18 protein-coding genes are annotated in these 23,268 nt (G+C 76.6%); 13 read left to right on the top strand and 5 right to left on the bottom strand.

The annotated features are described in order from the left end of the window. Positions 1–71 precede the first annotated feature (71 nt). From ACGFS9_RS27175 to ACGFS9_RS27165, 3 genes are all read left to right on the top strand, one after another. Positions 72–317 (top strand): DUF1049 domain-containing protein, encoded by a 246-nt coding sequence (locus tag ACGFS9_RS27175; RefSeq protein WP_393256833.1) that lies wholly within the window; start codon positions 72–74, stop codon positions 315–317. Positions 318–350: 33 nt separating this feature from the next. After that, positions 351–902 (top strand): GNAT family N-acetyltransferase, encoded by a 552-nt coding sequence (locus ACGFS9_RS27170; protein ID WP_393256832.1) that lies wholly within the window; start codon positions 351–353, stop codon positions 900–902. A 323-nt stretch (positions 903–1,225) separates the two neighbouring features. Next, positions 1,226–3,202, top strand: a complete 1,977-nt coding sequence (locus ACGFS9_RS27165; RefSeq protein WP_393256831.1) for a DUF5107 domain-containing protein — start codon at positions 1,226–1,228, stop codon at positions 3,200–3,202. A gap of 85 nt (positions 3,203–3,287) precedes the next feature. Here the strand turns inward: ACGFS9_RS27165 and ACGFS9_RS27160 are convergent, their stop codons facing one another. Then, the gene (locus tag ACGFS9_RS27160; protein ID WP_393256830.1) at positions 3,288–3,635 is read right to left on the bottom strand and encodes a VOC family protein; all 348 of its coding nucleotides are present in this window, start codon (positions 3,633–3,635) and stop codon (positions 3,288–3,290) included. A 923-nt stretch (positions 3,636–4,558) separates the two neighbouring features. Between ACGFS9_RS27160 and ACGFS9_RS27155 the strand changes: the two genes are divergently transcribed. The 3 genes from ACGFS9_RS27155 (at position 4,559) to ACGFS9_RS27145 (ending at position 8,676) form a co-directional block, all read left to right on the top strand. Continuing rightward, entirely contained in the window at positions 4,559–5,989 is a 1,431-nt protein-coding gene (locus ACGFS9_RS27155) for an NAD(P)/FAD-dependent oxidoreductase (protein WP_393256829.1), read from the top strand. Further along, positions 5,986–7,848: a transketolase gene (locus ACGFS9_RS27150; protein ID WP_393256828.1), complete on the top strand. Its 1,863-nt coding sequence runs from the start codon at positions 5,986–5,988 to the stop codon at positions 7,846–7,848. The genes ACGFS9_RS27155 and ACGFS9_RS27150 overlap by 4 nt, the downstream gene beginning before the upstream one ends. Positions 7,849–7,950: 102 nt before the next feature. Further along, the gene (locus tag ACGFS9_RS27145; RefSeq protein WP_393256827.1) at positions 7,951–8,676 is read left to right on the top strand and encodes a GvpL/GvpF family gas vesicle protein; all 726 of its coding nucleotides are present in this window, start codon (positions 7,951–7,953) and stop codon (positions 8,674–8,676) included. 57 nt (positions 8,677–8,733) lie between these two features. On the opposite strand, the gene ACGFS9_RS27140 is transcribed toward ACGFS9_RS27145, so the two are convergent. Together ACGFS9_RS27140 and ACGFS9_RS27135 are read right to left on the bottom strand one after the other, a co-directional pair. Then, positions 8,734–9,555, bottom strand: coding sequence for a class I SAM-dependent methyltransferase (locus ACGFS9_RS27140; RefSeq protein WP_393256826.1), 822 nt, complete (start codon positions 9,553–9,555; stop codon positions 8,734–8,736). 154 nt (positions 9,556–9,709) lie between these two features. Next, positions 9,710–11,209, bottom strand: a complete 1,500-nt coding sequence (locus ACGFS9_RS27135; protein WP_393256825.1) for a bifunctional phosphatase PAP2/diacylglycerol kinase family protein — start codon at positions 11,207–11,209, stop codon at positions 9,710–9,712. A 106-nt stretch (positions 11,210–11,315) separates the two neighbouring features. Here ACGFS9_RS27135 and ACGFS9_RS27130 point away from each other — a divergent pair, with 106 nt between their 5' ends. The 6 genes from ACGFS9_RS27130 (at position 11,316) to ACGFS9_RS27105 (ending at position 18,991) form a co-directional block, all read left to right on the top strand. Continuing rightward, positions 11,316–12,935 carry an ATP-binding cassette domain-containing protein gene (locus ACGFS9_RS27130; protein WP_393256824.1) on the top strand — a complete coding sequence of 540 codons (1,620 nt, stop codon included), beginning with the start codon at positions 11,316–11,318 and terminating at the stop codon, positions 12,933–12,935. A 194-nt stretch (positions 12,936–13,129) separates the two neighbouring features. Next, a complete protein-coding gene (locus ACGFS9_RS27125) occupies positions 13,130–13,372 on the top strand; it encodes a DUF6158 family protein (protein ID WP_393256823.1) in 243 nt (80 codons plus the stop codon). Positions 13,373–14,093: 721 nt separating this feature from the next. After that, entirely contained in the window at positions 14,094–14,891 is a 798-nt protein-coding gene (locus tag ACGFS9_RS27120; RefSeq protein ID WP_393256822.1) for an RNA polymerase sigma factor SigF, read from the top strand. A gap of 275 nt (positions 14,892–15,166) precedes the next feature. Continuing rightward, positions 15,167–16,219: a hypothetical protein gene (locus ACGFS9_RS27115; protein ID WP_393256821.1), complete on the top strand. Its 1,053-nt coding sequence runs from the start codon at positions 15,167–15,169 to the stop codon at positions 16,217–16,219. 437 nt (positions 16,220–16,656) lie between these two features. Beyond that, a complete protein-coding gene (locus ACGFS9_RS27110; RefSeq protein ID WP_393256820.1) occupies positions 16,657–17,886 on the top strand; it encodes an aminotransferase class I/II-fold pyridoxal phosphate-dependent enzyme in 1,230 nt (409 codons plus the stop codon). 13 nt (positions 17,887–17,899) lie between these two features. Further along, positions 17,900–18,991: an MBL fold metallo-hydrolase gene (locus ACGFS9_RS27105; protein ID WP_393256819.1), complete on the top strand. Its 1,092-nt coding sequence runs from the start codon at positions 17,900–17,902 to the stop codon at positions 18,989–18,991. A gap of 187 nt (positions 18,992–19,178) precedes the next feature. On the opposite strand, the gene ACGFS9_RS27100 is transcribed toward ACGFS9_RS27105, so the two are convergent. Then, entirely contained in the window at positions 19,179–19,796 is a 618-nt protein-coding gene (locus tag ACGFS9_RS27100; RefSeq protein ID WP_393256847.1) for a DedA family protein, read from the bottom strand. 62 nt (positions 19,797–19,858) lie between these two features. Then, positions 19,859–20,632, bottom strand: a complete 774-nt coding sequence (locus ACGFS9_RS27095) for an MBL fold metallo-hydrolase (RefSeq protein ID WP_393256818.1) — start codon at positions 20,630–20,632, stop codon at positions 19,859–19,861. 331 nt (positions 20,633–20,963) lie between these two features. Here ACGFS9_RS27095 and ACGFS9_RS27090 point away from each other — a divergent pair, with 331 nt between their 5' ends. After that, positions 20,964–23,060: an alkaline phosphatase family protein gene (locus ACGFS9_RS27090; RefSeq protein ID WP_393256817.1), complete on the top strand. Its 2,097-nt coding sequence runs from the start codon at positions 20,964–20,966 to the stop codon at positions 23,058–23,060. Positions 23,061–23,268: the final 208 nt, after the last annotated feature.

Raw genomic sequence — 23,268 nt, 5'->3', positions numbered from 1 at the left:
TCCGCGCGCCCGGGGACGGCCGCGCGCCCTCCCGCCGTGCGGACCCGTGCGGGCGGGCTCATGCTGAAGGCATGAGCCCGAAGACCACGGAGAACGCCACCGGCGGCAGGAGGCCCCGCGAGGGCCTGGTGACGCCCGGCCGGATCGTCGTCGCCGTGCTCGGTGTCCTCGGCCTGATCTTCATCTTCGAGAACACGAGCAGCACCCGTATCCGGCTGATCGTCCCCGAGGTGACGATGCCGCTGTGGGTCGCGCTCCTCGCCACCGCACTCGTCGGCGCGCTCTGCGGCGCCTACGCCCTGCGCCGCCGGCGCTGAATCACCGTCCCGCCCGGCCCGTAGGGTGGCGGGATGCTTGAGGAGAACGCCGTATACCTCGCCGAAGGCCCGCGGGTGGGCCTTCGGCACTTCACGCTCGACGACGCCGCCGAGTTCACCGGGCGGGCCCGGGAGAGCACGGCTCTGCACCGGCCCTGGCTGTTCCCGCCGACCGGCGCCGACGGCTACGCCGCCTACGCCCGGCTGCTCATCGAGGACCGCACCAAGGCGGGCTTCCTCGTGTGCGAACGCGACGGCGGGGGCATCGCCGGCTTCATCAACATCAACAACATCGTCCAGGGCGGCTTCCGGTGCGGCGCACTCGGCTACGGCGCCTTCGCGCACGCGGCGGGACGCGGGCTGATGTCCGAGGCCCTCGGGCTCGTCGTCCGGTACGCGTTCGGGACGATGGGCCTGCACCGGCTGGAGATCAACGTGCAGCCCGGCAACACCGGGTCCATCGCCCTCGCCCGGCGCTGCGGCTTCCGCCTGGAGGGGTTCTCGCCGGACTTCCTGCACATCGACGGTGCCTGGCGCGACCACGAGCGGTGGGCGATCACGGCGGAGACGGCCACACCCCGCTGAGGGCCGCCGCGGGTCGCGGCCCTCCCGCCGGCCCCGCGGCCCCCGCACCGCCCGTCCGTACCGCGACCCGCCCGCACGTGCCGCAGCCGAGGCCCCCCCGGGCGGCGCTCCTCGCCCGGGGCCCCGTCCCCCGGGTGCGCGCCACGGCGGGCGGCGCTCCCGGCCCGACGGGCCGCGGCCCCGCCCGGCCGCCCGTGTGCGTGCCCCCGCGCACCGGGTGCCCCGCCGGTCGCTCCGGGCCCCGGCCCGCCGGTGCCTTTGCGCAATCCTGACCCGAACCTGACGGACCAACACCCTGGTCAGCTGCCCGACGACCATGTTCCATGGTCGTCGTGACGACGATCCGACGTGACGTACTGACCCTCCCGGTGGCGGACGTGGGCCCGAGCAACCCGCTGCCGCCCCTGCGGACCCTCGACGAGACGCACACCATCGACGACCGCGACCGTGTCGGCCTGCCACGCGACATGGCCCGCCAGATAGGTCACGAACCGCTGCGCAGCCTGCTGCCGGAGCGCGTGCGCGACGGCTACGGACGCGAGCGCCGGCCCGCCGAGCTCGACACCGTCGTGATCGAGAACGACCGGCTGCGGGCCACCGTGCTGCCCGGCTTCGGCGGCCGGATCGTCTCCCTCTTCCACAAGCCGGCCCGGCGCGAACTGCTGTACCGCAACCCGGTGCTCCAGCCCGCCTGCTTCGCCCTCAACGGCGCGTGGTTCTCCGGCGGCATCGAGTGGAACATCGGCGCCACCGGGCACACCACCCTGTCCTGCGCGCCCGTCCACGCCGCCCGGGTGCCCGCCCCCGACGGGGGTGAGATGCTGCGCCTGTGGGAGTGGGAGCGGCTGCGCGACCTGCCCTTCCAGGTCGACCTGTGGCTCCCCGAGGGCTCCGACTTCCTGTACGTCGGCGTCCGGGTCCGCAATCCGCACGAGCGGCCCGCCCCGCTGTACTGGTGGTCCAACATCGCCGTCCCCGAGGAGCGCCGGGTGATCGCGCCCGCCGACCGGGCCTGGCACTTCGGCTACGAACGCCTGCTGCGCGCGGTCCCGGTGCCCCACCACGAGGGCGCCGACCGCAGCTACCCGCCGAACAGCCCTTACCCCGCGGACTACTTCTACGACGTGTCCGACGGGCGGCGCCGCTGGATCACCGCGGTCGACGCGGCCGGCGACGGACTCGTGCAGACGTCGACGGACCTGCTGCGCGGGCGCAAGCTGTTCGTGTGGGGCTCGGGGCCCGGCGGGCGCCGCTGGCAGGACTGGCTCACCGAGCCGGGCAGCGGCGGCTACTGCGAGATCCAGGCCGGACTCGCCCGCACCCAGCTCGAACACGTGCGGCTCGACGCCGAGAGCGAGGTCTCCTGGCTGGAGGCCTACGGCCCGCTGTCGCTCGACGCGGCGACCGCGCACGGCGAGGACTGGGACGCCGCGCGCGCGGAGACCGAGGCCCGGCTGGAGAGCGCCCTGCCCCGGCAGGCCGTGGACGCCGCGTACACGGCCTGGCGGCCGCACGCCGACACCGAACCGGGCGAGGTGCTCGCCGCCGGCTCGGGCTGGGGAGCGCTCGAAGTGCTGCGCGCCGCGCACAAGGTGCCCGGCACCCCGTTCGAGGAGTCCACCATCGGCGAGGACCAGGAGCCCTGGCGCGAGTTGCTCCGCTCGGGGGCGTTCCCCGAGCCCCGGCGGGCGGGGCCGCCGGGGGAGTCGCTCGTCGCGCCGCACTGGCGGGACATGCTGGAGACGGCGCCCGCCGCCCCCGCCGCCGAATACCACCTCGGAGTGGCCCAGTGGCACGCCGGCGACCTCGCCCAGGCCGTGCGCAGCTGGGAGCGCGCACTCGAACTCGCCCCGTCGCTCTGGCCGTTGCTGCGCTGCCTCGCGGTGGCGGACCTGCACAGCGGCAACCCGGAGCGGGCCGCGGACCGCTACGCGGAGGCGTTCGACGACCTGTGCCGGGAACGGCGCGACGACGGGGAGCGCTGGACCGCGGCGACGGCCGCGCTCGGCCGTGAGGCCGTCGAGGCCCTGCTCGCGGCGCGCCGCCCGGCGCCGGCCCGCGCCGTGTGGGACCGGCTGCCCCGCGCCGTCCGCGAACGCGGCCGGTTCCGCCTGATCGAGGCGGAACTGCTGCTCGCCGAGGGGGACCGCGAGGCGGCACGGGCCGTCTTCGACGGCGGTTTCGAGGTCGCCGACCTGCGGGAGGGCGCGGAGACGATCGGCCTGCTGTGGTCCAGGATCACCGACGAACCCCTGCCGGCGCGCTACGACTTCACGATGCGGCCGCCGTCCTCGCCCTGAGCACGCGCGGTATGGCGGAACGGCGGGGAGGGCCGGCACCGGCCGCCCCGCCGCGCCGCGAGCGAGGGCCCCGGGACCGGCCTCCTCAGACCCGCCGGTCGGCGTACTCGTACACCGAGCCGTCCGGATGCAGGGCGATGAGGTTGCGGCCGCCGGGTGTCGCCAGCGGCCCCGCGATGACCCTCGCCCCCAGCTCGGTGAGGACCTGCGCGGTCTCCTCGACGTCCTTGACGGCGATCGTCGCGGCGACCTTGCGCAGCACCTCCAGCTCCGACTCGGGCCCGCTCATCAGCAGGAAGCAGCCGATCGCGGCGACCGAGACGCCCCCGCGCTCGAAGCGCTGCGCCCGGCCGCCGGCGAGGCGTTCGTAGAAGGGGACCGCAGTCTCCAGGTCGTCGACGCAGACGCGCAGCGTGGCTCCCAGAATCTCCATGCCGACGAGCCTAGTTGGGCGCGAGCCGAGCCGGAGATCGTTTCGCCGGGATCGGCCGCCGGGACCGCCGCACCCGGCACCGGCCGCCCCCGGCTGCCGTGTCCGTCGGTGCCCTGCGGTCTCCCTCGGCGGTGCCGGTCGCCGCCCCACCACCCTCCGACGACCGGCCGCCGCGCCTATCGCTCTCCGGCGACCGGCCCCCGCGCACCGGCCACATCGGGTGGCCGTGCCCTCCTCCGCGCCCCGCGGCGCCCTGTCCCGTGGGCGGCCGGAGCGGGCGGTACGACGGTGATGCCGGCGTGCCCCGCCTCCCCGCGTCTTCCGTGCCCGCCTTCTCCCGCAGGTGCCGCTCGGGCCCTTGCGCGCGCGGCCCTTCCCCACGCGTACAGCCGGCCCCTCGGGCCGTCCCGACTCCGTTCACCCGCGCCTATGGCTCGTTCCTCGGGCCGTCCGCGGTCGGCCTCCGTGTGCGCCTCGCTCGCCCCGCGGGCCGTCCTGGCTCCGCCGCGCGCGGCGACCGTTGCCCGGGCCGCTGCGGCCCCGAGCCCTCTGGGGTCCGGCGGTTCGGGCCCGGACCGGTCCGGCCTCGGACCGTTCGGCCCGTGGCCCGCCGGGGACGGCCGTCGTGCCGAAGCGTCCCGCCGGGCGCAGACTGGAGACCGCACGGCCCGCCGCGCGGGCGGGCGGAACCCCGCCCGGGCGCCCCGGGTGAACGCCGTGGCACCGACCGGCGGCCGACTCGCCGCGGCCCGCCGCGGCGAACGCGACCGCCTGCGGATGCGCGGGCGGGGGCGCCCCGGCAGCCGGGGCGCCGGTGGCCGGAAAGGTGAGACGCCCGGGCCGTCCGCGTTTGGGGCATCCCGTGCGGGGGACGCGGAAGGCCCGGACGAGAGCACCGCACGCGACACCGCCGAAGGAGCATCGTGAGGCGACCCCGCATTCTGATCGTCGGAGCCGGCTTCGCCGGATACCGGACCGCCCGCACACTGGCGCGGCGGGCCCGGGGCAAGGCCGAGATCACTCTGCTGAACCCGACCGACTACTTCCTGTACCTGCCGCTGCTGCCCCAGGTGGCCGTCGGCGTCCTGGAGCCGCGCCGGGTCACCGTCTCGCTGTCCGGCACACTGCCCGGGGTGCGCCTGGTCCTCGGTGAGGCGGCTGCCGACGGGATCGACCTCGACGCGCGCACCGTGCGCTACACCGGCCCCGAGGGCGACCGCGGCACCCTGTCCTACGACCGCCTGGTCCTCGCCGTCGGCAGTGTGAACAAGCTGCTGCCCGTTCCCGGCGTCGCCGAGCACGCGCACGGTTTCCGGGGGATGCCCGAAGCCCTCTACCTGCGGGACCACGTCACCCGGCAGATCGAACTCGCCGCCGGTGGGGACGACCCCAAGAGCCGCGCCGCCCGCACCACCTTCGTGGTGGTCGGTGCCGGCTACACCGGCACCGAGGTGGCCGCCCAAGGCCAGCGGTTCACCGACGCCCTGGTGCGCGAGCGGCCGCTGCCCGACGGGGTCCGGCCGCGCTGGATGCTGCTCGACGTAGCCGACCGCGTCCTGCCCGGACTCGACGAACGCCTGTCGCGCACCGCCGACCGGGTACTGCGCCGCCGCGGCGTCGACGTGCGGACCGGGACCTCGGTGCGGGAGGCCACCTCCGACGGGGTGCGGCTCAGCGACGGCGAGTTCGTCGACACCCGGACGCTCGCGTGGTGCGTCGGAGTGCGGCCCGATCCGCTGGTCGAGGGGCTCGGGCAGGCGCTGGAGGGGGGACGCCTGCTCGTCGACCCCTTCCTCCGGCTTCCCGGCCGTCCCGACGTCTTCGCCTGCGGCGACGCGGCGGCCGTCCCCGACCTGGAGAAGCCCGGCGGGTACACCCCGATGACCGCCCAGCACGCCTGGCGGCAGGGAAGGACGGCCGCCCACAACGTCGCCGCCTCGCTCGGCGTCGGCGACCTGCGCCCCTACCGGCACCGCGACCTCGGCTTCACCGTCGACCTCGGCGGGACCGACGCGGCGGCCGATCCGCTGGGCGTCCCCCTCGCGGGCCCGCTCGCCGGCGCCGTCACCCGCGGCTACCACCTCGCCGCCATGCCCGCCAACCGCGTCCGCGTCGCCGCCGACTGGCTCCTCGACGCCGTACTGCCGCGCCAGTCCGTGCAGTTGGGACTGGTCCGCGGCTGGTCGGTGCCGCTGGAGACCTCGGCGCCCGAGCTGGCGCGGGTCGCCGGCGCGCCCCCGTCCGCCGCGAGCGGGCACGCGACCGATCCGACCGCCCCACCCGCCGCCGGCTCCCACGCGGCATCCGAAAGCCCCGGCCGAGAAGCCGCCGGCCGCCCGGAAGGAGACTCATGAGCACCCGTCAGCCGACCACCCGTCAGCTCGACGACCTGGCCCGTCAGCTGAGGGTCGACAGCGTCCGCGCCGCCGACGCTGCAGGCTCCGGCCACCCGACGTCGTCGATGTCCGCCGCCGACCTGGTGGCGGTGCTGTTCGCCCGCCACCTGCACTACGACTTCGAGCGCCCCCATCACCCCGGCAACGACCGGTTCGTCCTCTCCAAGGGCCACGCCTCGCCCCTGCTGTACGCCGCGTACAAGGCGGCGGGCGCCGTCAGCGAGTCCGAGCTGATGACCTTCCGCAGGGAGGGGAGCCGGCTGGAGGGGCACCCGTCGCCGCGCCGGCTGCCCTGGGTGGAGACGGCCACCGGGTCACTCGGCCAGGGGCTCCCCGTCGGCGTCGGGATCGCCCTCGCGGGCAAGCGGCTCGACCGCACCGGGTACCGCGTCTGGGTGCTGTGCGGGGACAGCGAACTCGCCGAGGGCTCCGTCTGGGAGGCCGCCGAGCACGCCGGATACGAGCACCTGGACAACCTCACGGTGATCGTCGACGTCAACCGGCTCGGCCAGCGCGGCCCGACCCGGCACGGCCACGACCTGGACGCCTACGCCCGCCGCTTCGGGGCCTTCGGCTGGCACACCGTCGAGGTCGACGGCCACGACGTGGACGCGATCGACCGCGCCTTCGCCGAGGCCGCCTCCACCGCCGGCCGGCCCACCGCGATCCTCGCCCGCACCCTCAAGGGCAAGGGCGTCGCCGCGGTCCAGGACCGGGAGGGCCTGCACGGCAAGCCCCTGCCCGACGCCGAGGAGGCCGTCGCCGAACTCGGCGGGGTGCACGAGCGGCACGTGGACGTCCCGCCCCCGCCCGCCGCACGGACCGCGCACGCCGCGCGTTCCGGCCACCCGGACCTGCCTCGCTTCGAGACCGGCGAGGAGACGGCGACCCGGGACGCCTTCGGGCAGGCGCTCGCCGCGCTCGGCTCCGCGCGCGGCGACGTCGTCGCGCTCGACGGCGAGGTCGGCGACTCCACCCGCGCCGAACTCTTCGCCAAGGACCATCCCGACCGCTACTTCGAGTGCTACATCGCCGAGCAGCAACTGGTCGGCTGCGCCGTCGGCATGGCCGCCCGCGGCTGGGTGCCCTACGCCACCACGTTCGCCGCCTTCCTGACCCGCGCCCACGACTTCGTGCGGATGGCCGCCGTCAGCGGCTCCGGCGTCAACCTCGTCGGCTCGCACGCGGGGGTCGCCATCGGCCAGGACGGCCCCTCCCAGATGGGCCTGGAGGACCTGGCGATGTTCCGTGCCCTGTACGGGACGACCGTGCTCTACCCCTGCGACGCCAACCAGACCGCGAAGCTCGTCGCCGCCATGGCCGATCTGGAGGGCATCCGGTACCTGCGCACCTCGCGCGGCGCCGGCCCGGTGATCTACAGCCCCACCGAGGAGTTCCCCGTCGGCGGCAGCAAGGTGCTGCGCGCCTCCTCCGAGGACCGGCTGACGATCGTCGCCGCGGGCGTCACCGTCCACGAGGCGCTGGCCGCCGCCGACGCCCTCGACCGCGAGGGCATCCGGGTCCGCGTGATCGACCTGTACTCCGTGAAGCCCGTCGACCGCGCCACCCTGCGGGAGGCGGCCGAGGAGACCGGCTGCCTGGTCACCGTCGAGGACCACCGCGAGGAGGGCGGGCTCGGCGACGCGGTCCTCGACGCCTTCACCGACGGACGTCCCGTGCCGCGGCTCGCGCGGCTCGCCGTCCGCACGATGCCGGGATCGGCGAGCCCGGCCGAGCAGCTGCGCGCCGCGGGCATCGACGCCGAGTCGATCGCCGCGACCGCCCGGCTGCTGGTCGAGACGGCCGTGGTGCGCTGAGTGCGGACCGAGGAGCACGATGGTGACCGGGCCGGCGGACGGCCCGGCGCCCCGCGTCCGGCCGCCGCGCCGGGCACCGGTACCCGCGGGAGGACGGAGCCCATGAGCCGACTGCGTTACGTCTACGCGATCTGCCGGCCCTTCCCCGCCGCGCTGTCGGCCGAGCTGAGGGGAGTGGCGGGCGTCCCGCCCAAGCTGCTGCGCCACGAGGACCTGGTGGCCGTGGTGGGCTCCGTCCCGGAGGAGGAGTTCGGGCCGGACCCGCTGCGCCGCAGGCTGGAGGACGCGGCCTGGCTGGAGGCGACCGCCCGCGCCCACCGGGGCGTCGTCGACGCGCTGACCGGTGTCGTCAGCCCGCTGCCGCTCCGGCTCGCCACCGTCCTGCGGGACGAGAGCGGCGTGCGGGTCATGATGGAGGAGCGCCGCGCGGAGTTCCTCGCGACAATGGACCGGCTCGACGGCCGCGTCGAGTGGGACGTGCGGCTCTACGCCGACACCGCCGGGGTGTCCGGCTGCACGGGGGAGCGGGCGGAGGCGTTCGCGCGGCGCCTGCACGCCGCGCTCGCCGGGCGGGCGTCGGAGTCCCGGCTGCACACCCCGCGGGACACCGCTCCCTCCGACCTGGCCTACGCGCAGGTGCTCGACGCCGCCTATCTGGTGCCGCGCGCGGAGTCCGAGGCGTTCGTGGAGCGCGTGGAGCGCGAGGTCCGCGAGCAGCCGGGACTGCGGTGGGAGCTCACCGGACCGTGGGCGGCGTACTCCTTCACGGAGCTGCCCGGCCTCACGGGCTTCACGGATCTCGCGGCGTTCACCCGCACCGCCCGCTGAGCGCACGGGGGCCCGCCCCCTCCCGGCGCCGGGCACCCCCTCGCCCGGCGCCGGGGGTCAGCGCGCCTTGCGGCCGAGGACCTCGCCGTGCAGCACGGCGAACCAGCCGTCCTCCGCACGCCCCCACCGCTGCCAGGCGTCCGCCGCGGCGCGCAGCCCGTCCGCCGTCGCGTGGCCGCCCTCCACGGCGAGCCCGGCGTAGGAGGAGGCCACCGTGCGGTCCGCCCACAGGCCGCTCCACCAGGCCCGCTCCTCCTCGGTGGCGTAGGTCCAGGTGCTCGACGTGGCCGTCACCTCCCGGATGCCGGCGGCCAGCGCCCACGCCTTGAGACGCCGTCCCGCGTCGGGTTCGCCGCCGTTGGCCCGGGCCACCCGCCGGTACAGCTCCAGCCACTCGTCCAGGCCCGGCTCCGCCGGGTACCAGGTCATGGCCGCGTAGTCCGCGTCGCGGACCGCGACGAAGCCGCCCGGCCGCGTCACCCGGAGCATCTCGCGCAGCGCCTGCACGGGATCGCCCACGTGCTGGAGCACCTGGTGGGCGTGGACCACGCAGAAGGTGTCGTCGGGGAAGTCCAGCGCGTGCACGTCGGCCACGGCCAGGTCGACGTTGCGCAGCCCCCGCCCGGCGATCTCCTCGCGGGCCCGCTCCAGCACGCCGGGCGCGCGGTCGACGCCGGTGACGTGCCCGTCCGGCACCCGCTCCGCGAGGTCGGCGGTGATGGTTCCCGGCCCGCAGCCGATGTCGAGGATGCGCATGTGCGGCTTCAGCACGTCCAGCAGGTAGGCCGCGGAGTTGGCGGCCGTGCGCCAGGTGTGCGAGCGCAGCACCGACGCGTGGTGGCCGTGGGTGTAGACGGCGGTCTCCTGCGGCTTCGACATGACCGGTCCCCTTCGACGTCGACGTGCCCGGGCCCCGGCGGGGCGGGCGCGCACTCCGCGGGGCGATGGTGGCACCGTACGCCGTCGTGTCGGATGATGAGACCTGCATCTCGTCATCTGGACATCGGTGTGTCCGTCGAGCGGCGGGGCGGGCTCAGCGGACCGCGTGCGGGCGGTAGACCGTGAGGGCCTCGCGGCTCTTGCGGAGCGTCACCCGGCCGCCGACCTCGGTCACCTCGCCGTCGTAGGCGAGGAGCGTGCCGGGGGCGACCCCGTCGATGCGCAGGTGTCCCACCCGCACCGCCGCGTGCGCGGGGGAGCGGGTGAGCGGCCCGGCGAACGCGGCGGCCAGCAGGCGCAGGGCGGGATGCCGCCCGCCGTGCACGACACGGACGTCGAGCCGCCCGTCCGCGAGGTCGAAACGCCGGGCGGGCGCGAGCCCGACCCGGTGGTAGGTGCCGTTGCCCGCGAACAGCAGCCACAACGGGTGCGTCCGCCCGCCCAGTTCCGCGCGCAGCGGATGGTGCTCGGTGCGCAGCACCCGCAGCGCGCCGAGCACCCCGGCCGGCCAGCTGCCGATCACCCGGGACCAGTTCTCCCGCTCCCGCACCAGCTCCGGATAGACGCCCAGGCTGCACGTGTTGAGGAAGACGCCCCGTGCGGAGCCGGAGCTGAACCGCCCCACGTCCACCGCGACCGCCTCGCCGTTGCGGAGCGCCCGGACGAGGTCGTGGTCGCCCTCCACCCCCAGGTCGTGGGCGAAGTGGTTCAGGGTCCCGCCGGGAAGGACGGCCAGCGGGACGTCGTGCCGCAGGGCGATCTCCGCCGCCGTGTTGACCGTGCCGTCGCCGCCGCACACCCCCAGCACGGTGGCGCGGGCCGCGGCCTTCTCCAGTTCCTCCCGCACCGAGCCGGGTTCGCACACCACGACTTCGGCGTCCGGCAGCGCGTCGGCCAGCGCCCGGACCCGCTCCGGGGAGCCGGCGCCGGCGTTCGCCACCATGACCAGACCCGCCCCGTCGGGCAGCGCGGGCGCCTGCGCGCGCGGCCGGGCCGGAGCCGCCTGCCGGTCCCGGGTCGGCACCAGGCCGCGCACCGCGTACGCGGCGCCCGCGCCCAGCACGGCGCCCGCGAGGACGTCGCTCGGGAAGTGGACGCCGGTGTACACCCGGGAGAGCGCCACCGCCCCGGCGAGCGGCGCCACGGCCGCGCCCCAGCCGCGGGACTCCAGCGCCACCCCCGTGGCGAAGGCAGCGGCGGACGCGGCGTGTCCCGAGGGGAACGACGTGGTGATCGGCTGCCGCTTCAGCCGCCGGACCGCCGGGACCGGGTCCAGCGCCGGACGGCTGCGCCGCACCGACCGCTTGCCGACGGTGTTGATCACGGCGGAGGCGAGGGCCAGCGAGGCGACGCCCCGGGTGGCCGCCCGGCGGGCGCGCGGCGTGCGGCTCGCCGCCACGACGGCGGCCGTCGCGAACCAGAGCAGACCGTGGTTGGCCCCGCGGCTCAGCCGGGGCAGCACCGGGTCGCCCCCCGGCCAGTGCCGCGAGGCCACCGACTCGAAGATCCGCAGGTCCACGGAGAGGAGGCGGTCCCGAAGGCCGTGCCGGCCCGGGACGAGGGCGGTCAGATCCACGTCAGGGGTGCGGGTCATGCCGCACCGCCTACCCCGGATCAGGCGTTTTCCTCCCCGCCGCGACGGACTCCCCGTCGTTTATGGGTTTGCCCTGCGGCCCCCGCTGCCCGGAGAATGCCTGCCCATGGGACACCTGGAAGCCGCGCACGTCGAGTACGACCTCCCCGATGGCAGGGCGCTGCTCGGCGACGTGTCGTTCCGGGTGGGGGAGGGGGCCGTCGTGGCCCTCGTGGGCCCGAACGGCGCGGGCAAGACGACCCTGCTCCGGCTGCTCTCCCGGGAGCTCGAACCGCACGGCGGCACCGTCACGGTGAGCGGCGGGCTCGGCGTGATGCGCCAGTTCGTCGGCTCCGTCCGCGACGAGAGCACCGTCCGGGACCTGCTCGTGTCGGTGGCGGCGCCCCGCATCCGGGCCGCGGCCCGCGCCGTCGACGACGCCGAGCACGCCCTCATGACCGTCGACGACGAGGCGTCGCAGCTGCGGTACGCGCAGGCCCTCTCCGACTGGGCCGAGGCGCGCGGCTACGAGGCCGAGACCCTCTGGGACATGTGCACCACCGCCGCGCTCGGCGTGCCCTACGACAAGGCCCAGTGGCGCCAGGTGCGCACCCTGTCCGGCGGTGAGCAGAAGCGCCTGGTCCTGGAGGCGCTGCTGCGCGGCACCGACGAGGTCCTGCTGCTCGACGAACCGGACAACTACCTGGACGTACCCGGCAAGCGCTGGCTGGAGGAACGGCTCGCGGAGACCCGCAAGACCGTCCTGTTCGTCTCCCACGACCGCGAACTCCTCGCCCGCTCCGCCCAGAAGATCATCAGTGTCGAGCCCGGTCCGGCCGGCGCGGACGCCTGGGTGCACGGCGGCGGCTTCGCGACGTACCACGAGGCACGCCGGGAGCGGTTCGCGCGGTTCGAGGAACTGCGCAGGCGCTGGGACGAGAAGCACGCCCAGCTCAAGAAGCTCGTGCTGAACCTGCGGCAGGCCGCCGCCGTCAGCCACGAGATGGCCTCCCGCTACGCCGCGGCGCAGACCCGGCTGCGCAAGTTCGAGGAGGCCGGACCGCCGCCCGAGCCGCCCCGCGAGCAGGACATCACGATGCGCCTGCACGGCGGACGCACCGGCGTGCGCGCCGTGACCTGCAAGGGACTCGAACTCACCGGCCTGATGAAGCCGTTCGACCTGGAGGTCTTCTACGGTGAGCGGGTCGCCGTCCTCGGCTCCAACGGCTCGGGGAAGTCGCACTTCCTGCGGCTCCTCGCGGGCGGCGACGTCGCCCACACCGGCGAGTGGAAGCTGGGCGCGCGCGTGGTGGCGGGCCACTTCGCGCAGACGCACGCCCACCCCGAGCTGGAGGGCCGCACCCTGCTCGACATCCTGTGGTCCGAGCACTCCCAGGACCGCGGCGCCGCCATGTCCCGGCTGCGCCGCTACGAGCTGACCGCCCAGGCCGAGCAGCGTTTCGAGCGGCTGTCGGGCGGCCAGCAGGCGCGGTTCCAGATCCTGCTCCTGGAGCTGGAGGGCTCGACGGCCCTGCTCCTCGACGAGCCGACCGACAACCTCGACCTGGAGTCGGCCGAGGCCCTCCAGGAGGGCCTGGAGGCGTACGAGGGGACGGTCCTGTCCGTCACCCACGACCGCTGGTTCGCCCGGTCCTTCGACCGCTACCTGGTCTTCGGCTCCGACGGGCGGGTCCGCGAGACCCGGGAGCCGGTGTGGGACGAGCGGCGCGTGGAGCGGGAGCGCTGAGCGCACCGCCGCGTCCGGCAGGGCCCGGCCCGCACCCGGGCGGGCCCCGCTCCGGGGAGGCCCGGCGCACCCGATGTTCGTAGAGTGGAGGGTGGAGGTCACCCATCCACGGCTCCCTCCCGGCCGCCTCCGGGCGACGCCCGCCGGGTGGGCGCCCCGACGCCGCCGACGGCCACGACGAGCGGGGTAGCACCATGACCGGAGTCGACCCGGGCCGGCTGGACGACCAGCAGCTGATGAAAGAGCTGGAGGCCATCCACCGCACCCGCCACGACACGCTGCTGCACGGTTCCAACGACGCGCTGCGCACCCACAACGAGCGCATGGCCCAGCTGGAGGGCGAGTACCTGCGCCGCCATCCGCGCCGCCCCGTCTCGGCGGGCCGCACCCGTGAGGGCGCCCGCGAACGGGGCCCCGCGGCCGTACCACCGGCCTGACCACTCTCTCCCGGCGCGTGCCGGGGGAGCCCGGGGCTCCTCGGCCCCGGGGTTCCGCGGCGGGTCCGCCCCGCCGGCCGGTGCCGACCACCGCCCGCGCCGGCTCTTGCGCGCCGGCCGGGTGATCGCCGACCGGCCGTGCGCGTGCGAGCCCGGCAGGGCGGGCGCGTTCCTCTCGCGCACGACGCCGGCTCCCCGCCCGGGCAGGGACGTGCGGCCCGGGAACCGCGCGAGGTCCGGACACCGCTCCGGCGACTGCGCCGCCGTGCCCTGGCGGCCATCCGCCTCCCGCGAGCGCGCCGGTACGTCGCCGGTCCGTCGCCGGGGGCCTGCTCCGCGGCGTGCGCCCGCGGCCCGGATCGGGTGCCCGGCCCGGGAGGTCCGGCCGGCCGGACCGCATCTCCACGTCCCGCGGGGAACGTTCGACCGGCCCGCGCAGCGCTGTACGAGGTCCGCTCAGGCCGTTGGCGGCGGGTCGCGCGCGCCGCGCACCCGGCACGCGCGAACGGTCCGCGACCGCGGACGGGCCGCCCGGATGATCGGGGGCCGACGCCGGGGGTTTGCCCCGCAGGGCCCGGGGCAGGCGGAGATCAAGTGCTTCGGACAGGAGGCACGTCCGTGGGAGCGGCTCCGCGCGCCACGGGTGCATCCGTCCGGGCCACGGGTGTGCTCCCACGATGACTGTCCTATGCAGGCACCATCAAGGGAGTTGCGACGCATCATGCAAACCCGAGCGAGCGCGACGCACCGTCATCCGCACGACGACGCCCCCGACACCTCGGAGGCGTTCCGCAGGCTCGCCGCGCTCCCCCCGGGCCCGCGGCGCGACGCCCTCCGCGAGGAGATCGTCGAGTCCTGGCTGCCGATGGCCGAGCGTCTCGCGGGCCGCTTCCGCAACCGGGGCGAGAACTTCGACGACCTGCGGCAGGTGGCGGCACTGGGCCTCGTCAAGGCCGTCGACCGCTACGACCCGGAACTGGGCAACGCCTTCGAGAGCTACGCGGTGCCGACCATCACCGGTGAGATCAAGCGCCACTTCCGCGACCACCTGTGGACCCTGCACGTGCCGCGCCGGGTCCAGGACCTGCGCAACCGCGTCCGCTTCGCCGCGCAGGAGCTGTCACAGACCGTCTCGGGCCGCCGCCCCACGATCGCCGAGATCGCCGAACGCGCCCGGCTGAGCGAGGAGGACGTACGGACCGGGCTGGAGGCGCTGGAGAGCTTCACGGCCCTCTCGCTGGACGCCGAACTGCCCGGCGGCGACGACGGATACTCCCTCGGCGACGCCCTGGGCTCCGCCGATCCGGCGCTCGACACCGTCATCGACCGCGAGGCGGTGAAGTCCCGGCTCCGGGCGCTGCCCGAGCGGGAGCGCACCATCCTCTACATGCGCTTCTTCGACGACATGACGCAGAGCCGCATCGCCGACGAGCTGGGCATCTCGCAGATGCACGTCTCCCGGCTCATCAGCCGCTGCTGCTCCCGGGTGCGCAACCAGGTCATGCGCGACGCCGCGTAGCCGGCCGCCGCGCCGCACCCGACGGGACGAGCGCGGCGCGGGTGCCCGCACCGGGCACGGCGGCGGGACCGGCAGACGCTCGCGCGAGGCGCGGGCGTCCGGCGGGCCCCGGCCGTGGCGGCGGCGCGGTGAGCCGCGGGTTCACCCGCTCGGTCGCCCGTGTCCCGCGAATGGTGTCCGGCCGATCGCGCTCCGCGCCGGGGCGGGCTCTGATGGGCCCGAGGGACACGACGGCCGTGGCTCTCGGACCGCAGCCCGCCGAAGGAGCCCCGCTCATGCGCCGTACCGCCCGTGTCCTGTACGCCACCGCCCTCGCCGGCGCCACCCTCGCCGGCGCCGCGTCGGCCGCGTCGGCGGATCCGGCCGCGCAGGTCAGTCCGGGATCCGTCGAACCCGGGGGCACCGTCACCATCTCGGTCACCTGCGACGGGATCGCCGGGACCCCTCCCGAGGCCATCGACGCCCGTTCCGAGGGCTTCACGGAGGGCGCGGTGCAGCTGCACCGCGTCGAGGGCGCGGGGCCGGGCGCCGCGGGTGCCGCCGCCTACCGCGGTACGGCCCACGTCGCGTCCGGCGGCCCCGAGGGCGCGAAGGGTCCCCTGGGCGGCGGAGTTTCCGCTCCTCCCGCGGCGGGCCCGGTCGGCAGCCCGGAGGAGACCGCCTTCCGCGACGGGACACGGGTGGCCGTCCTCGGCCCCGCGCGGACCGCCGGCGTGGACCGGACGACGTCCCGCGTGAGCGCCGCGTCCGACGCCGAGAACGGGGACCTGCCGCCCGAGGTGCCCGGCAGCGGCGGATCCGACACCGTCGCGCCCGACGCGATGGCCCCGCCGCCCGTCGCCACCGACCCCGAGGCGCCGGGGTCCGGCTACTCCAACCCCGCCGGGCCCGACGGAGTGCCCCCCGACGACGCGGGCCCGGACGCCGTCGGCCCCGACAGCGTTCCGGAACCGCCGGCCCCCGACACGCTGCCGGACGACACGCTCCGCGACAGCACCGCCCCCGGCTCCGCGGTCCCCGACCTGCCGCCCGCCGCCCCGGTGGCTCCCGAGGCGGACGGTGCGCGTGGCGAGTGGGGCGTCGACGGTGTCTGCCCGGCACCCCCGGGCGGTCAGGGCAAGCGGTGGACCGCCTCCTACTCCGTGGCCCGGGGCGCGCCGTCGCACGATCCGGGTACCGGCACGCGTCCGCCGTCCGTCCAACAGGGGGTGCAGGCCGGCCGCGGGGGTGCCTTCACCGACTCGGTGCCCGCGCTCGTCGCGGGCGGCCTGCTGGTCGCCGGTGCGGCCTGCGCCGCGGTCCACCGGCTGCGCCACCGCCGCACCTAGGGCCGTGACCGGAAGGGTGCACCGGAAGGCTCGCGGGCCGGTGCGGTGCATCGCACGGCGAACCGTCGCCCGCGTACGGGATGGACTCGGGTGCCGCGACAACGCGGCGAGGTGCCTTGCACACCGCCGCGAGCCGGTGAACCCGTCCGGTCTCGGCACCGGCGGCCCGGCCGAGGTTCTTCGGCGGGGCTCGTGGGTCCCGCGGTGAACGGTGTGGTCCCGGGGAACGCTCGTGCCGGGCCCCTTCGACGGGTACGGCCGGCCCTCCGCCGCCGGACCAGCCGGCCCGGCCCGCGCGGCGGGCCGCACCGGGGCCCCGGATCGGGAAGGAGGGACGGGCGGGCGGCGGGAGGGCGAGGGCCCGGAAGCGGCAGAGACGGCAGGGCTCCGCGACGGCGCGGAGCCGACAGGGCATCGACCACGGCGCGGAGGCACACATGCTGCGGAGGGATCCGGAGGACCGCGGACCGGTCCGCTACGGTCCGCCGCTGCCCGAGCAGGGACTGCCCGTCCTGCCCGAACTCCGCGCCGAACTCGCCGCCGCCGCCGGCCGCGCCGGCACCGACCACCTCGCCGGCGGGCCGGCTCTCCTCGACGCGGCCCGCGGCTACTGGACCCGCCGCGGCCTGCCCGCCGCCGCCGACCGCGTGGCCCTCGCCCCGGGAGCCCCCGCCCTGCTGCTCGCCCTGACCGGCGCGCTCGGCGGCGACGTCCTGGCGCCCCGGCCGTGCGCCGCCTGGTGGGGCCCCCAGGCGCGCCTGCTGGGCCGGTCCGTGTTCCGGGTGGCCACGCCCGCCGAATGCGGCGGAGTACCCGATCCGTACGCCCTGCTGGAGACCGTGCGCAGGGTACGGGCCGAAGGCGGGGACCCCCGGCTGCTCGTGCTGTCCGTGGCCGACGACCCCACCGCCACCGTCGCACCCCCCGAACTGGTCCACGAGGCGGTCGAGGCCGCCGCGGGCGAGGGCCTGCACGTCGTCAGCGACGAGACCTGGCGCGACACCGTGCACCGACCGCACGACACGGTGTTCCTCAGCCCCGCCGAGATGCGTCCCGACGACGTCACCGTGGTCACGGACCTCGCCGGCGCGTTCCTTCCCCAGGGCTGGCCCGCCGCCGTGGCCCGGTTCCCCTCCGCCCCGGCGGGCGCCGCGCTGTGCTCCCGCGTCCACGACGTGCTCACCGCGATCGGCGCCCACGTCGCCGAACCCGTCGCGGCCGCCGCCGCGTTCGCGCTCGACGAGCCCGCCGCGGTCACCGCGCGGCTCGCCGACGCCGTCCGCCTGCACGCGCGCGTGGCGCACGCCGTCCACGGGCTCGTGACCGCCGCGGGGGCGATCGCCCGCCCACCGCAGACGGGCCGTCATCTCTACGCCGACCTCGGCCCGCTGCGCCCCGCGCTCGCCGCGCTCGGCGTGGGGGACGCGCAGGACCTGGAGGACTTCCTCTCCGCCCGCCTGGGCATGCCCGCACCGGGAGGGCACCGCTTCGGTGACGACCTCGGCGCCCTGCGGGTCCGGCTGGACACCGGCCCGCTGCTCGGCGCCACGGACGACGAGCGGACCCGGTCGCTGCGGTCCGCCTCGCCCCTGGAACTGCCGCATGTGCGAGGCGCGTTGACCCGGTTGGGGTCGGCCTTCGACGATCTCCGCGACGACGCTCGGTGATGGGAGCCTCCCGATGACGCAGCAGTCCGAGTCGACCACGCGCACGACGGAACACGGCACGGGTCGTCCGGCGCCGCCCCCGGTGCCCGCCTCCGCCCCGGTGGACGCCCCGCGCGAGCAGCCCGGCGTCGTCCCCCCGCCGCCCGCCAGGACCCGCCCCCCGGGTGAACGCCGCCGCTGGCCGCGCTCGTTCGCGGACCGGCTGACCGCGCCGCTGCCGGGGCTGCGCGGTTTCGCCCGGTTCGCCCGCGAGGGCGCGCTGCGGCCCGGAGCCGAGGGGCTCGCCGACATCCCGCTGCTGCCGTTCGAGCCGGGCCCGCTGCCCCGCACGGACAGCCGCACGGTCGCGGTGACCTGGGCGGGGCACGCGAGCTGGGTCGTCCGGATCGGCGGCCTCACCGTCCTCACCGACCCGGTGTGGTCCCGCAGAATCCTCGGCACCCCGGCCCGGATCACGCCGGTCGGGGTCGCCTGGAGCGCGCTGCCCCGCGTCGACGCGGTGGTCATCAGCCACAACCACTACGACCACCTGGACGCCCCGACGCTGCGCCGGCTCCCGCGCGACACACCGGTGTTCGTGCCGGCCGGGCTCGGACGCTGGTTCCGGCGCCGCCGGTTCACCCGGGTCACCGAGCTGGACTGGTGGGAGGCGGCGGAACTGGACGGCGTCCGCTTCGACTTCGTCCCCGCCCACCACTGGTCCAAGCGCAGCCTCACCGACACCTGCCGCACCCTGTGGGGCGGCTGGGTGCTGACCTCGCCCGAGGGGCGGCGGGTGTACTTCGCGGGGGACACCGGCTACGGCCCCTGGTTCGCCCGCATCGGGCAGCGCCACCCGGGCATCGACCTCGCCCTGCTGCCCATCGGGGCCTACGAACCGCGCTGGTGGCTCCGCGACGTCCACTGCGACCCGGAGGAGGCCGTGCGGGCCGCGGTCGACCTGCGGGCCCGGCGGATGGCGCCGATGCACTGGGGCACGTTCGTGCTCTCCGCCGAGCCGGTGCTGGAGCCGCTGCGCCGGGTGCGGGCCGCGTGGGAGCGCGCGGGCCTCGCGCGCGGCGACCTGTGGGACCTCCCGGTGGGAGGGTCGCGGGTCCTGGACTGACGAACGGGCCCGTGCGCGGCCGGCCCTCCGTGACGCAGCCGCCTCCGCGGCCGGCCGCGGCCGGCTCCCCGTCGCCCCCGGCGGCCGACGCAGCCGACGTGGCCGGGCCTGCGGTGCCGGTCCGGGCGCCGACGCCGTGCCGCCGGCCCGGGCGGCACGGGTGCGAACGGGCCGTGCGCCGGCCGCTCTACGGGGTGGCCGTCCGGCGGATTCTGCGCCACAGGCCCGGCGCCGCGCTGATCGCCAGGGTCAGCGCCACCGCCGCCACCACACCCTCCCACGGCTCCGGGAAGAGCGAGCCGCCGAGAATGCCGATCACCTGATACGTGGCCGCCCAGGCGAGGCAGGCGGGCAGGTCGCCCCGGGCGAAGGTCCGCAGCGGCATCTCGGCCAGCAGGCAGGCCAGCATCACCGGGATACGGCCGGCCGGCACCAGGCGGGACAGCACCAGCACCGCTATGCCGTGGTCGCCCAGCTTCTCCTGAGCCTGCGCCAGCCGGTCCTCCGGAGCCCGCTGCCGGATCGCCGCCAGCCAGCGCGACCCGTTCTTCGAGCCCATGCCGCGCCGCCCGAGCCAGTAGAGCGCGATGTCCCCGAGGAACGCGGCGACCGACGACACCAGGAACACCGCCAGCAGCGCGAACGGCGCCGTCTGGTGGAACGCCACCACCGCGGCCGTGCTCACCAGCGCCCCCGTCGGCACCACCGGCACCAGAGCGCCGATCAGGACGAGCAGGAACAGCGTCGGGTACCCGATCGCCTGCTGCGCCGACTCCGGCGACCCGGTGGTCGCGGCGGCCACCAGCAGCGCCGGGGAGAGGCCCCCGGCGGACAAGGGGGCGGCGGCCGCCGCGGCGGCCCAGGGACTCACCGCGCGACCTCCGGCCGCACCCGCTCGCCGTGGTCCAGGCGGTGCACCGACACCTCGGGCGCCCGCGCGGCGGCCAGCCGCACGAACTCCTCGCCGGGCGCGTGGAACTCGTGCGGGCGCACGGCGTCCAGGCCGATCGGCCAGAACGTGCCGTAGTGCACCGGAACGGCACTGCGCGGACGCAGGTGGGCCAGGGCCTCGGCGGCCCGCCCCGCGTCCAGGTGCCCCGCGCCGAGGTAGGGCCCCCAGCCGCCCACCGGCAGCAGCGCCACGTCGACCTCCCCCACCTCCCGTGCCATCTCCGGGAACAGCCCGGTGTCGCCGGCGAAGTACGTCCGCGCGCGGCCCTCGATCACATACCCCACGGCGGGGGAGCGATGCGGCCCCACCGGCAGCCGCCGTCCGTCGTGCCGCGCCGGCACGGTCCGTACGAGGAGGTCTCCGACCGGGGTGCGGTCACCCGGCGCGACCTCCGTCAGCCTCAGGTGGTCCAGCCGCCGCAGACCGGGCACCGCGCGGGGAGCGCCCCGCGGGACGAGCAGGCGGGTGCCCGGGGCGAGGCGGGCGAGCGAGGGCAGGTGCAGATGGTCGGCGTGCAGATGGGAGACGAGGGCGACGTCGGCGACCGCGGCCTCGGCCGGGGGCGGCGCGCCCCGGCGGCGGCGCAGGTGCGCGAGCCGGCGCGTGAAGAGCGGGTCGGTGAGCACACGGGTGCCGGAGTCCTCCAGCGTGCACGTGGCATGCCCCCACCAGGTGATCTCCACCGGCACCGCGATTCCTCCTTCGGTCGACTGCCTCCGAGCCTACGGGCAGGCACGGCGGGGGCGGGCGAAAGGGTGGGGAGGCGGGCGGAGACTCCGCGGGAGCCGTGCGGCCGCCGCAACGTGTGCCCCGGACGGTTCTCCCTCCGGCCCGCCCGCCGGTCCGCACCCCGCGCCGTTCCCGGCCCGGCCGACGGCGGCGACCGGGCCGGGTCGCCTCCCCGGACCCGGGCGGACGTCCCCCGGACTCCGGGGGACGTCCGGTGCCGCCGGAGCGTTGTGACAGGGTGGGGAACAGGCCGCGCGGACCGGGCGGGCCCGGACGTGAGGTGGACAGGACGTGGACGCAGGACGGTGGCGGCGCCTCGCCAGCGGGGTGGGGCGCAGCGTCGCCGTATGGGCCGTGTCCACCGTGACCATGCTCGTCCTCGCGGGTGCGCTGCCCGACTTCCGGTTGCAGTCGGACAGCGGGGACAGCGCGACCCGGATCGCGGTCACCGCCGCGGCCGGCGCCGGCGTCTTCGGCCTGCTGTCCTCCCTGGTGTGGCCCCTGCTGGTGCGGGCGTTGCTGCTGGTCCCCGCCCTCGTGCTGGCCGTGCTCGTGTTCTTCCTGAACGGCTCGCTGCTGCTGATCGCGCTGTGGATCAATCCCTCCGGACGGGGCGAGGCGGCCCCCGAGACCGCCGTGGTCGTGGCGGCCGTCATGTCCGCCGTCGCCTCGGCCACCGGAGGCGCCCTCGCCGTCCGCGACGACGACGCCTACCGGCGGCGGCTGTACCGGCTCGCCGACCGGCGCCGCAGACGCGCGGCCGGGCGGGCCGGCCCCTCGACACCCGCCGCGGTCTTCCTCCAGCTCGACGGCGTCGGCTACGACGTCCTGCGGGAGGCGATGGCCCGCGGGCTGATGCCGACCGCGGCCCGCTGGCTCGGCGGCACCCGCCCCACGCACCGGATCGTCCCCTGGCGCACCGACTGGTCCAGCCAGACCGGCGCCAGCCAGCTGGGCATCCTGCACGGCAGCAACCACGACGTCCCGGCGTTCCGCTGGTACGAGAAGGAGAGCGGCGAGGTGATGGTCTGCAACCGGCCCAACAGCGCCGCCGAACTCCAGCGCCGCGCCGTCGAGCACACCGGTGACGGCGGACTGCTCACCGTGGACGGCGCGAGCCGCGGCAACCTCTTCGGCGGCGGCGCCGACGAACTCGCCCTCGTGCTGTCCGTCGCGGCGCGCCGCGGTCGCGACAACCGGTCGCGGGCGGGCTACTTCGCCTACTTCTCGGACCCCGCCAACGCCGTCCGCACCGCGCTGTCGTTCGTCGCCGAGGTGTTCCGGGAGCTCGGCCAGTCGCTCGCGGCCCGGCTGCGCCGGGACAGACCGCGGGTCAAGCGCGGCGGGCTGTACCCGATGGTGCGGGCGTTCGCCACCGTCGTGGAACGCGACGTGGTGGTGGCCGCGGTGATCGGCGACATGCTCGCCGGCCGGAACGCGGTCTACGCCGACCTGGTCGCCTACGACGAGGTGGCCCACCACTCCGGGCCGCGCAGCCGGGACGCCGAGAAGATCCTGGAGCGGCTCGACCGGTCGCTCGCGCTGATCGAGAAGGTCGCCGAGCACGCCCCCCGGCCGTACCGGATCGTCGTCCTCTCCGACCACGGCCAGAGCCCCGGGGAGACCTTCCTGACCCGCTACGGCCTCACGCTCGGGAACCTCGTCCGGGCCGGCTGCGGCCTGCCCGTGCCCCGCAAGGCCCGGCGCACGCACAGCGGTGCGGAGGCGCGGACCGCGGTGCGGGCCGCGCTGCGCCGTCCGCAGGAGGAGCGCGCGGAGCGCGCCGAGCGGGCGGAGCGGCTGCGGCCGTCCGGGCGCGAGGCCGAGCCGATCGTCCTGGCCTCGGGCAACCTCGGTCTGGTCTCCTTCCCGGACGTGCCGCACCGGATGACCCGTGAGGAGATCGACCGCCGTCATCCCGCGCTGCTGTCCACCCTCGCCAACCACCCCGGTGTGGGCTTCCTCCTGGTGCGCAGCGAGGAGCACGGCGGCCTGGTGCTCGGCGCGCACGGCGCCGAGGCGCCGATCGACCGGCTGGACGACGAACACCCCGGCCCGCTGGCCGACTTCGGCCCGGGAGCCGCCGCCGCGGTCCGGCGCACCCACTCCTTTCCGCACACCGCCGACATCATGGTCAACTCCTGGTACGACCCGGCCGAGGGCGAGGTCCTCGCCTTCGAGGAGCAGATCGGCTCGCACGGCGGCCTCGGCGGCGCCCAGGGCAGGCCCTTCCTGCTCTCCCCGGTCGCCCTGTCGGCACCGGCCGGCGAGGACACCGACCTCGTCGGTGCCGAACAGGTCCACCTGGTGCTGCGCCGCTGGCTCCGGGAGTGCGACGGCCCCCAAGTGCCGCTGGACACGGGCCCGGACGCACAGCAGGCGGCCTGACCTCCGACCCGGGCCCGCCCCGGCCCGGTCCCTCGCGCGGTGCGGGACCGGCGGGGGACCGGGCCGGCGCCGGCGGGGCGCCGCCGCCCCCGCCGCGCCGCCCGCCGGGGAATTCCCGGACAACACCCGGCAGGTCGCGGTCCCTTCGCGGGGTGCACCGCCGCCGGGTGTGATCGGATGGGGCCACGGACCCCGGCAACGGGACCCC

Source organism: Streptomyces sp. NPDC048566, from assembly GCF_043199735.1.
In the GTDB taxonomy this organism is placed as follows: domain Bacteria; phylum Actinomycetota; class Actinomycetes; order Streptomycetales; family Streptomycetaceae; genus Streptomyces.
This window is presented reverse-complemented; position numbering and strand designations above follow the sequence as displayed.

What these genes read in the sequence shown, in the direction of transcription:
- ACGFS9_RS27115 (WP_393256821.1), top strand. Translation starts at nt 15,167, where the DNA reads ATGCGCCGTACCGCCCGTGTCCTGTACGCCACCGCCCTCGCCGGCGCC.
- ACGFS9_RS27150 (WP_393256828.1), top strand. Translation starts at nt 5,986, where the DNA reads ATGAGCACCCGTCAGCCGACCACCCGTCAGCTCGACGACCTGGCCCGT.
- ACGFS9_RS27165 (WP_393256831.1), top strand. Translation starts at nt 1,226, where the DNA reads ATGGTCGTCGTGACGACGATCCGACGTGACGTACTGACCCTCCCGGTG.
- ACGFS9_RS27130 (WP_393256824.1), top strand. Translation starts at nt 11,316, where the DNA reads ATGGGACACCTGGAAGCCGCGCACGTCGAGTACGACCTCCCCGATGGC.
- ACGFS9_RS27160 (WP_393256830.1), bottom strand. Translation starts at nt 3,635, where the DNA reads ATGGAGATTCTGGGAGCCACGCTGCGCGTCTGCGTCGACGACCTGGAG.
- ACGFS9_RS27170 (WP_393256832.1), top strand. Translation starts at nt 351, where the DNA reads ATGCTTGAGGAGAACGCCGTATACCTCGCCGAAGGCCCGCGGGTGGGC.
- ACGFS9_RS27145 (WP_393256827.1), top strand. Translation starts at nt 7,951, where the DNA reads ATGAGCCGACTGCGTTACGTCTACGCGATCTGCCGGCCCTTCCCCGCC.
- ACGFS9_RS27175 (WP_393256833.1), top strand. Translation starts at nt 72, where the DNA reads ATGAGCCCGAAGACCACGGAGAACGCCACCGGCGGCAGGAGGCCCCGC.
- ACGFS9_RS27120 (WP_393256822.1), top strand. Translation starts at nt 14,094, where the DNA reads ATGCAAACCCGAGCGAGCGCGACGCACCGTCATCCGCACGACGACGCC.
- ACGFS9_RS27135 (WP_393256825.1), bottom strand. Translation starts at nt 11,209, where the DNA reads ATGACCCGCACCCCTGACGTGGATCTGACCGCCCTCGTCCCGGGCCGG.
- ACGFS9_RS27125 (WP_393256823.1), top strand. Translation starts at nt 13,130, where the DNA reads ATGACCGGAGTCGACCCGGGCCGGCTGGACGACCAGCAGCTGATGAAA.
- ACGFS9_RS27110 (WP_393256820.1), top strand. Translation starts at nt 16,657, where the DNA reads ATGCTGCGGAGGGATCCGGAGGACCGCGGACCGGTCCGCTACGGTCCG.
- ACGFS9_RS27140 (WP_393256826.1), bottom strand. Translation starts at nt 9,555, where the DNA reads ATGTCGAAGCCGCAGGAGACCGCCGTCTACACCCACGGCCACCACGCG.
- ACGFS9_RS27105 (WP_393256819.1), top strand. Translation starts at nt 17,900, where the DNA reads ATGACGCAGCAGTCCGAGTCGACCACGCGCACGACGGAACACGGCACG.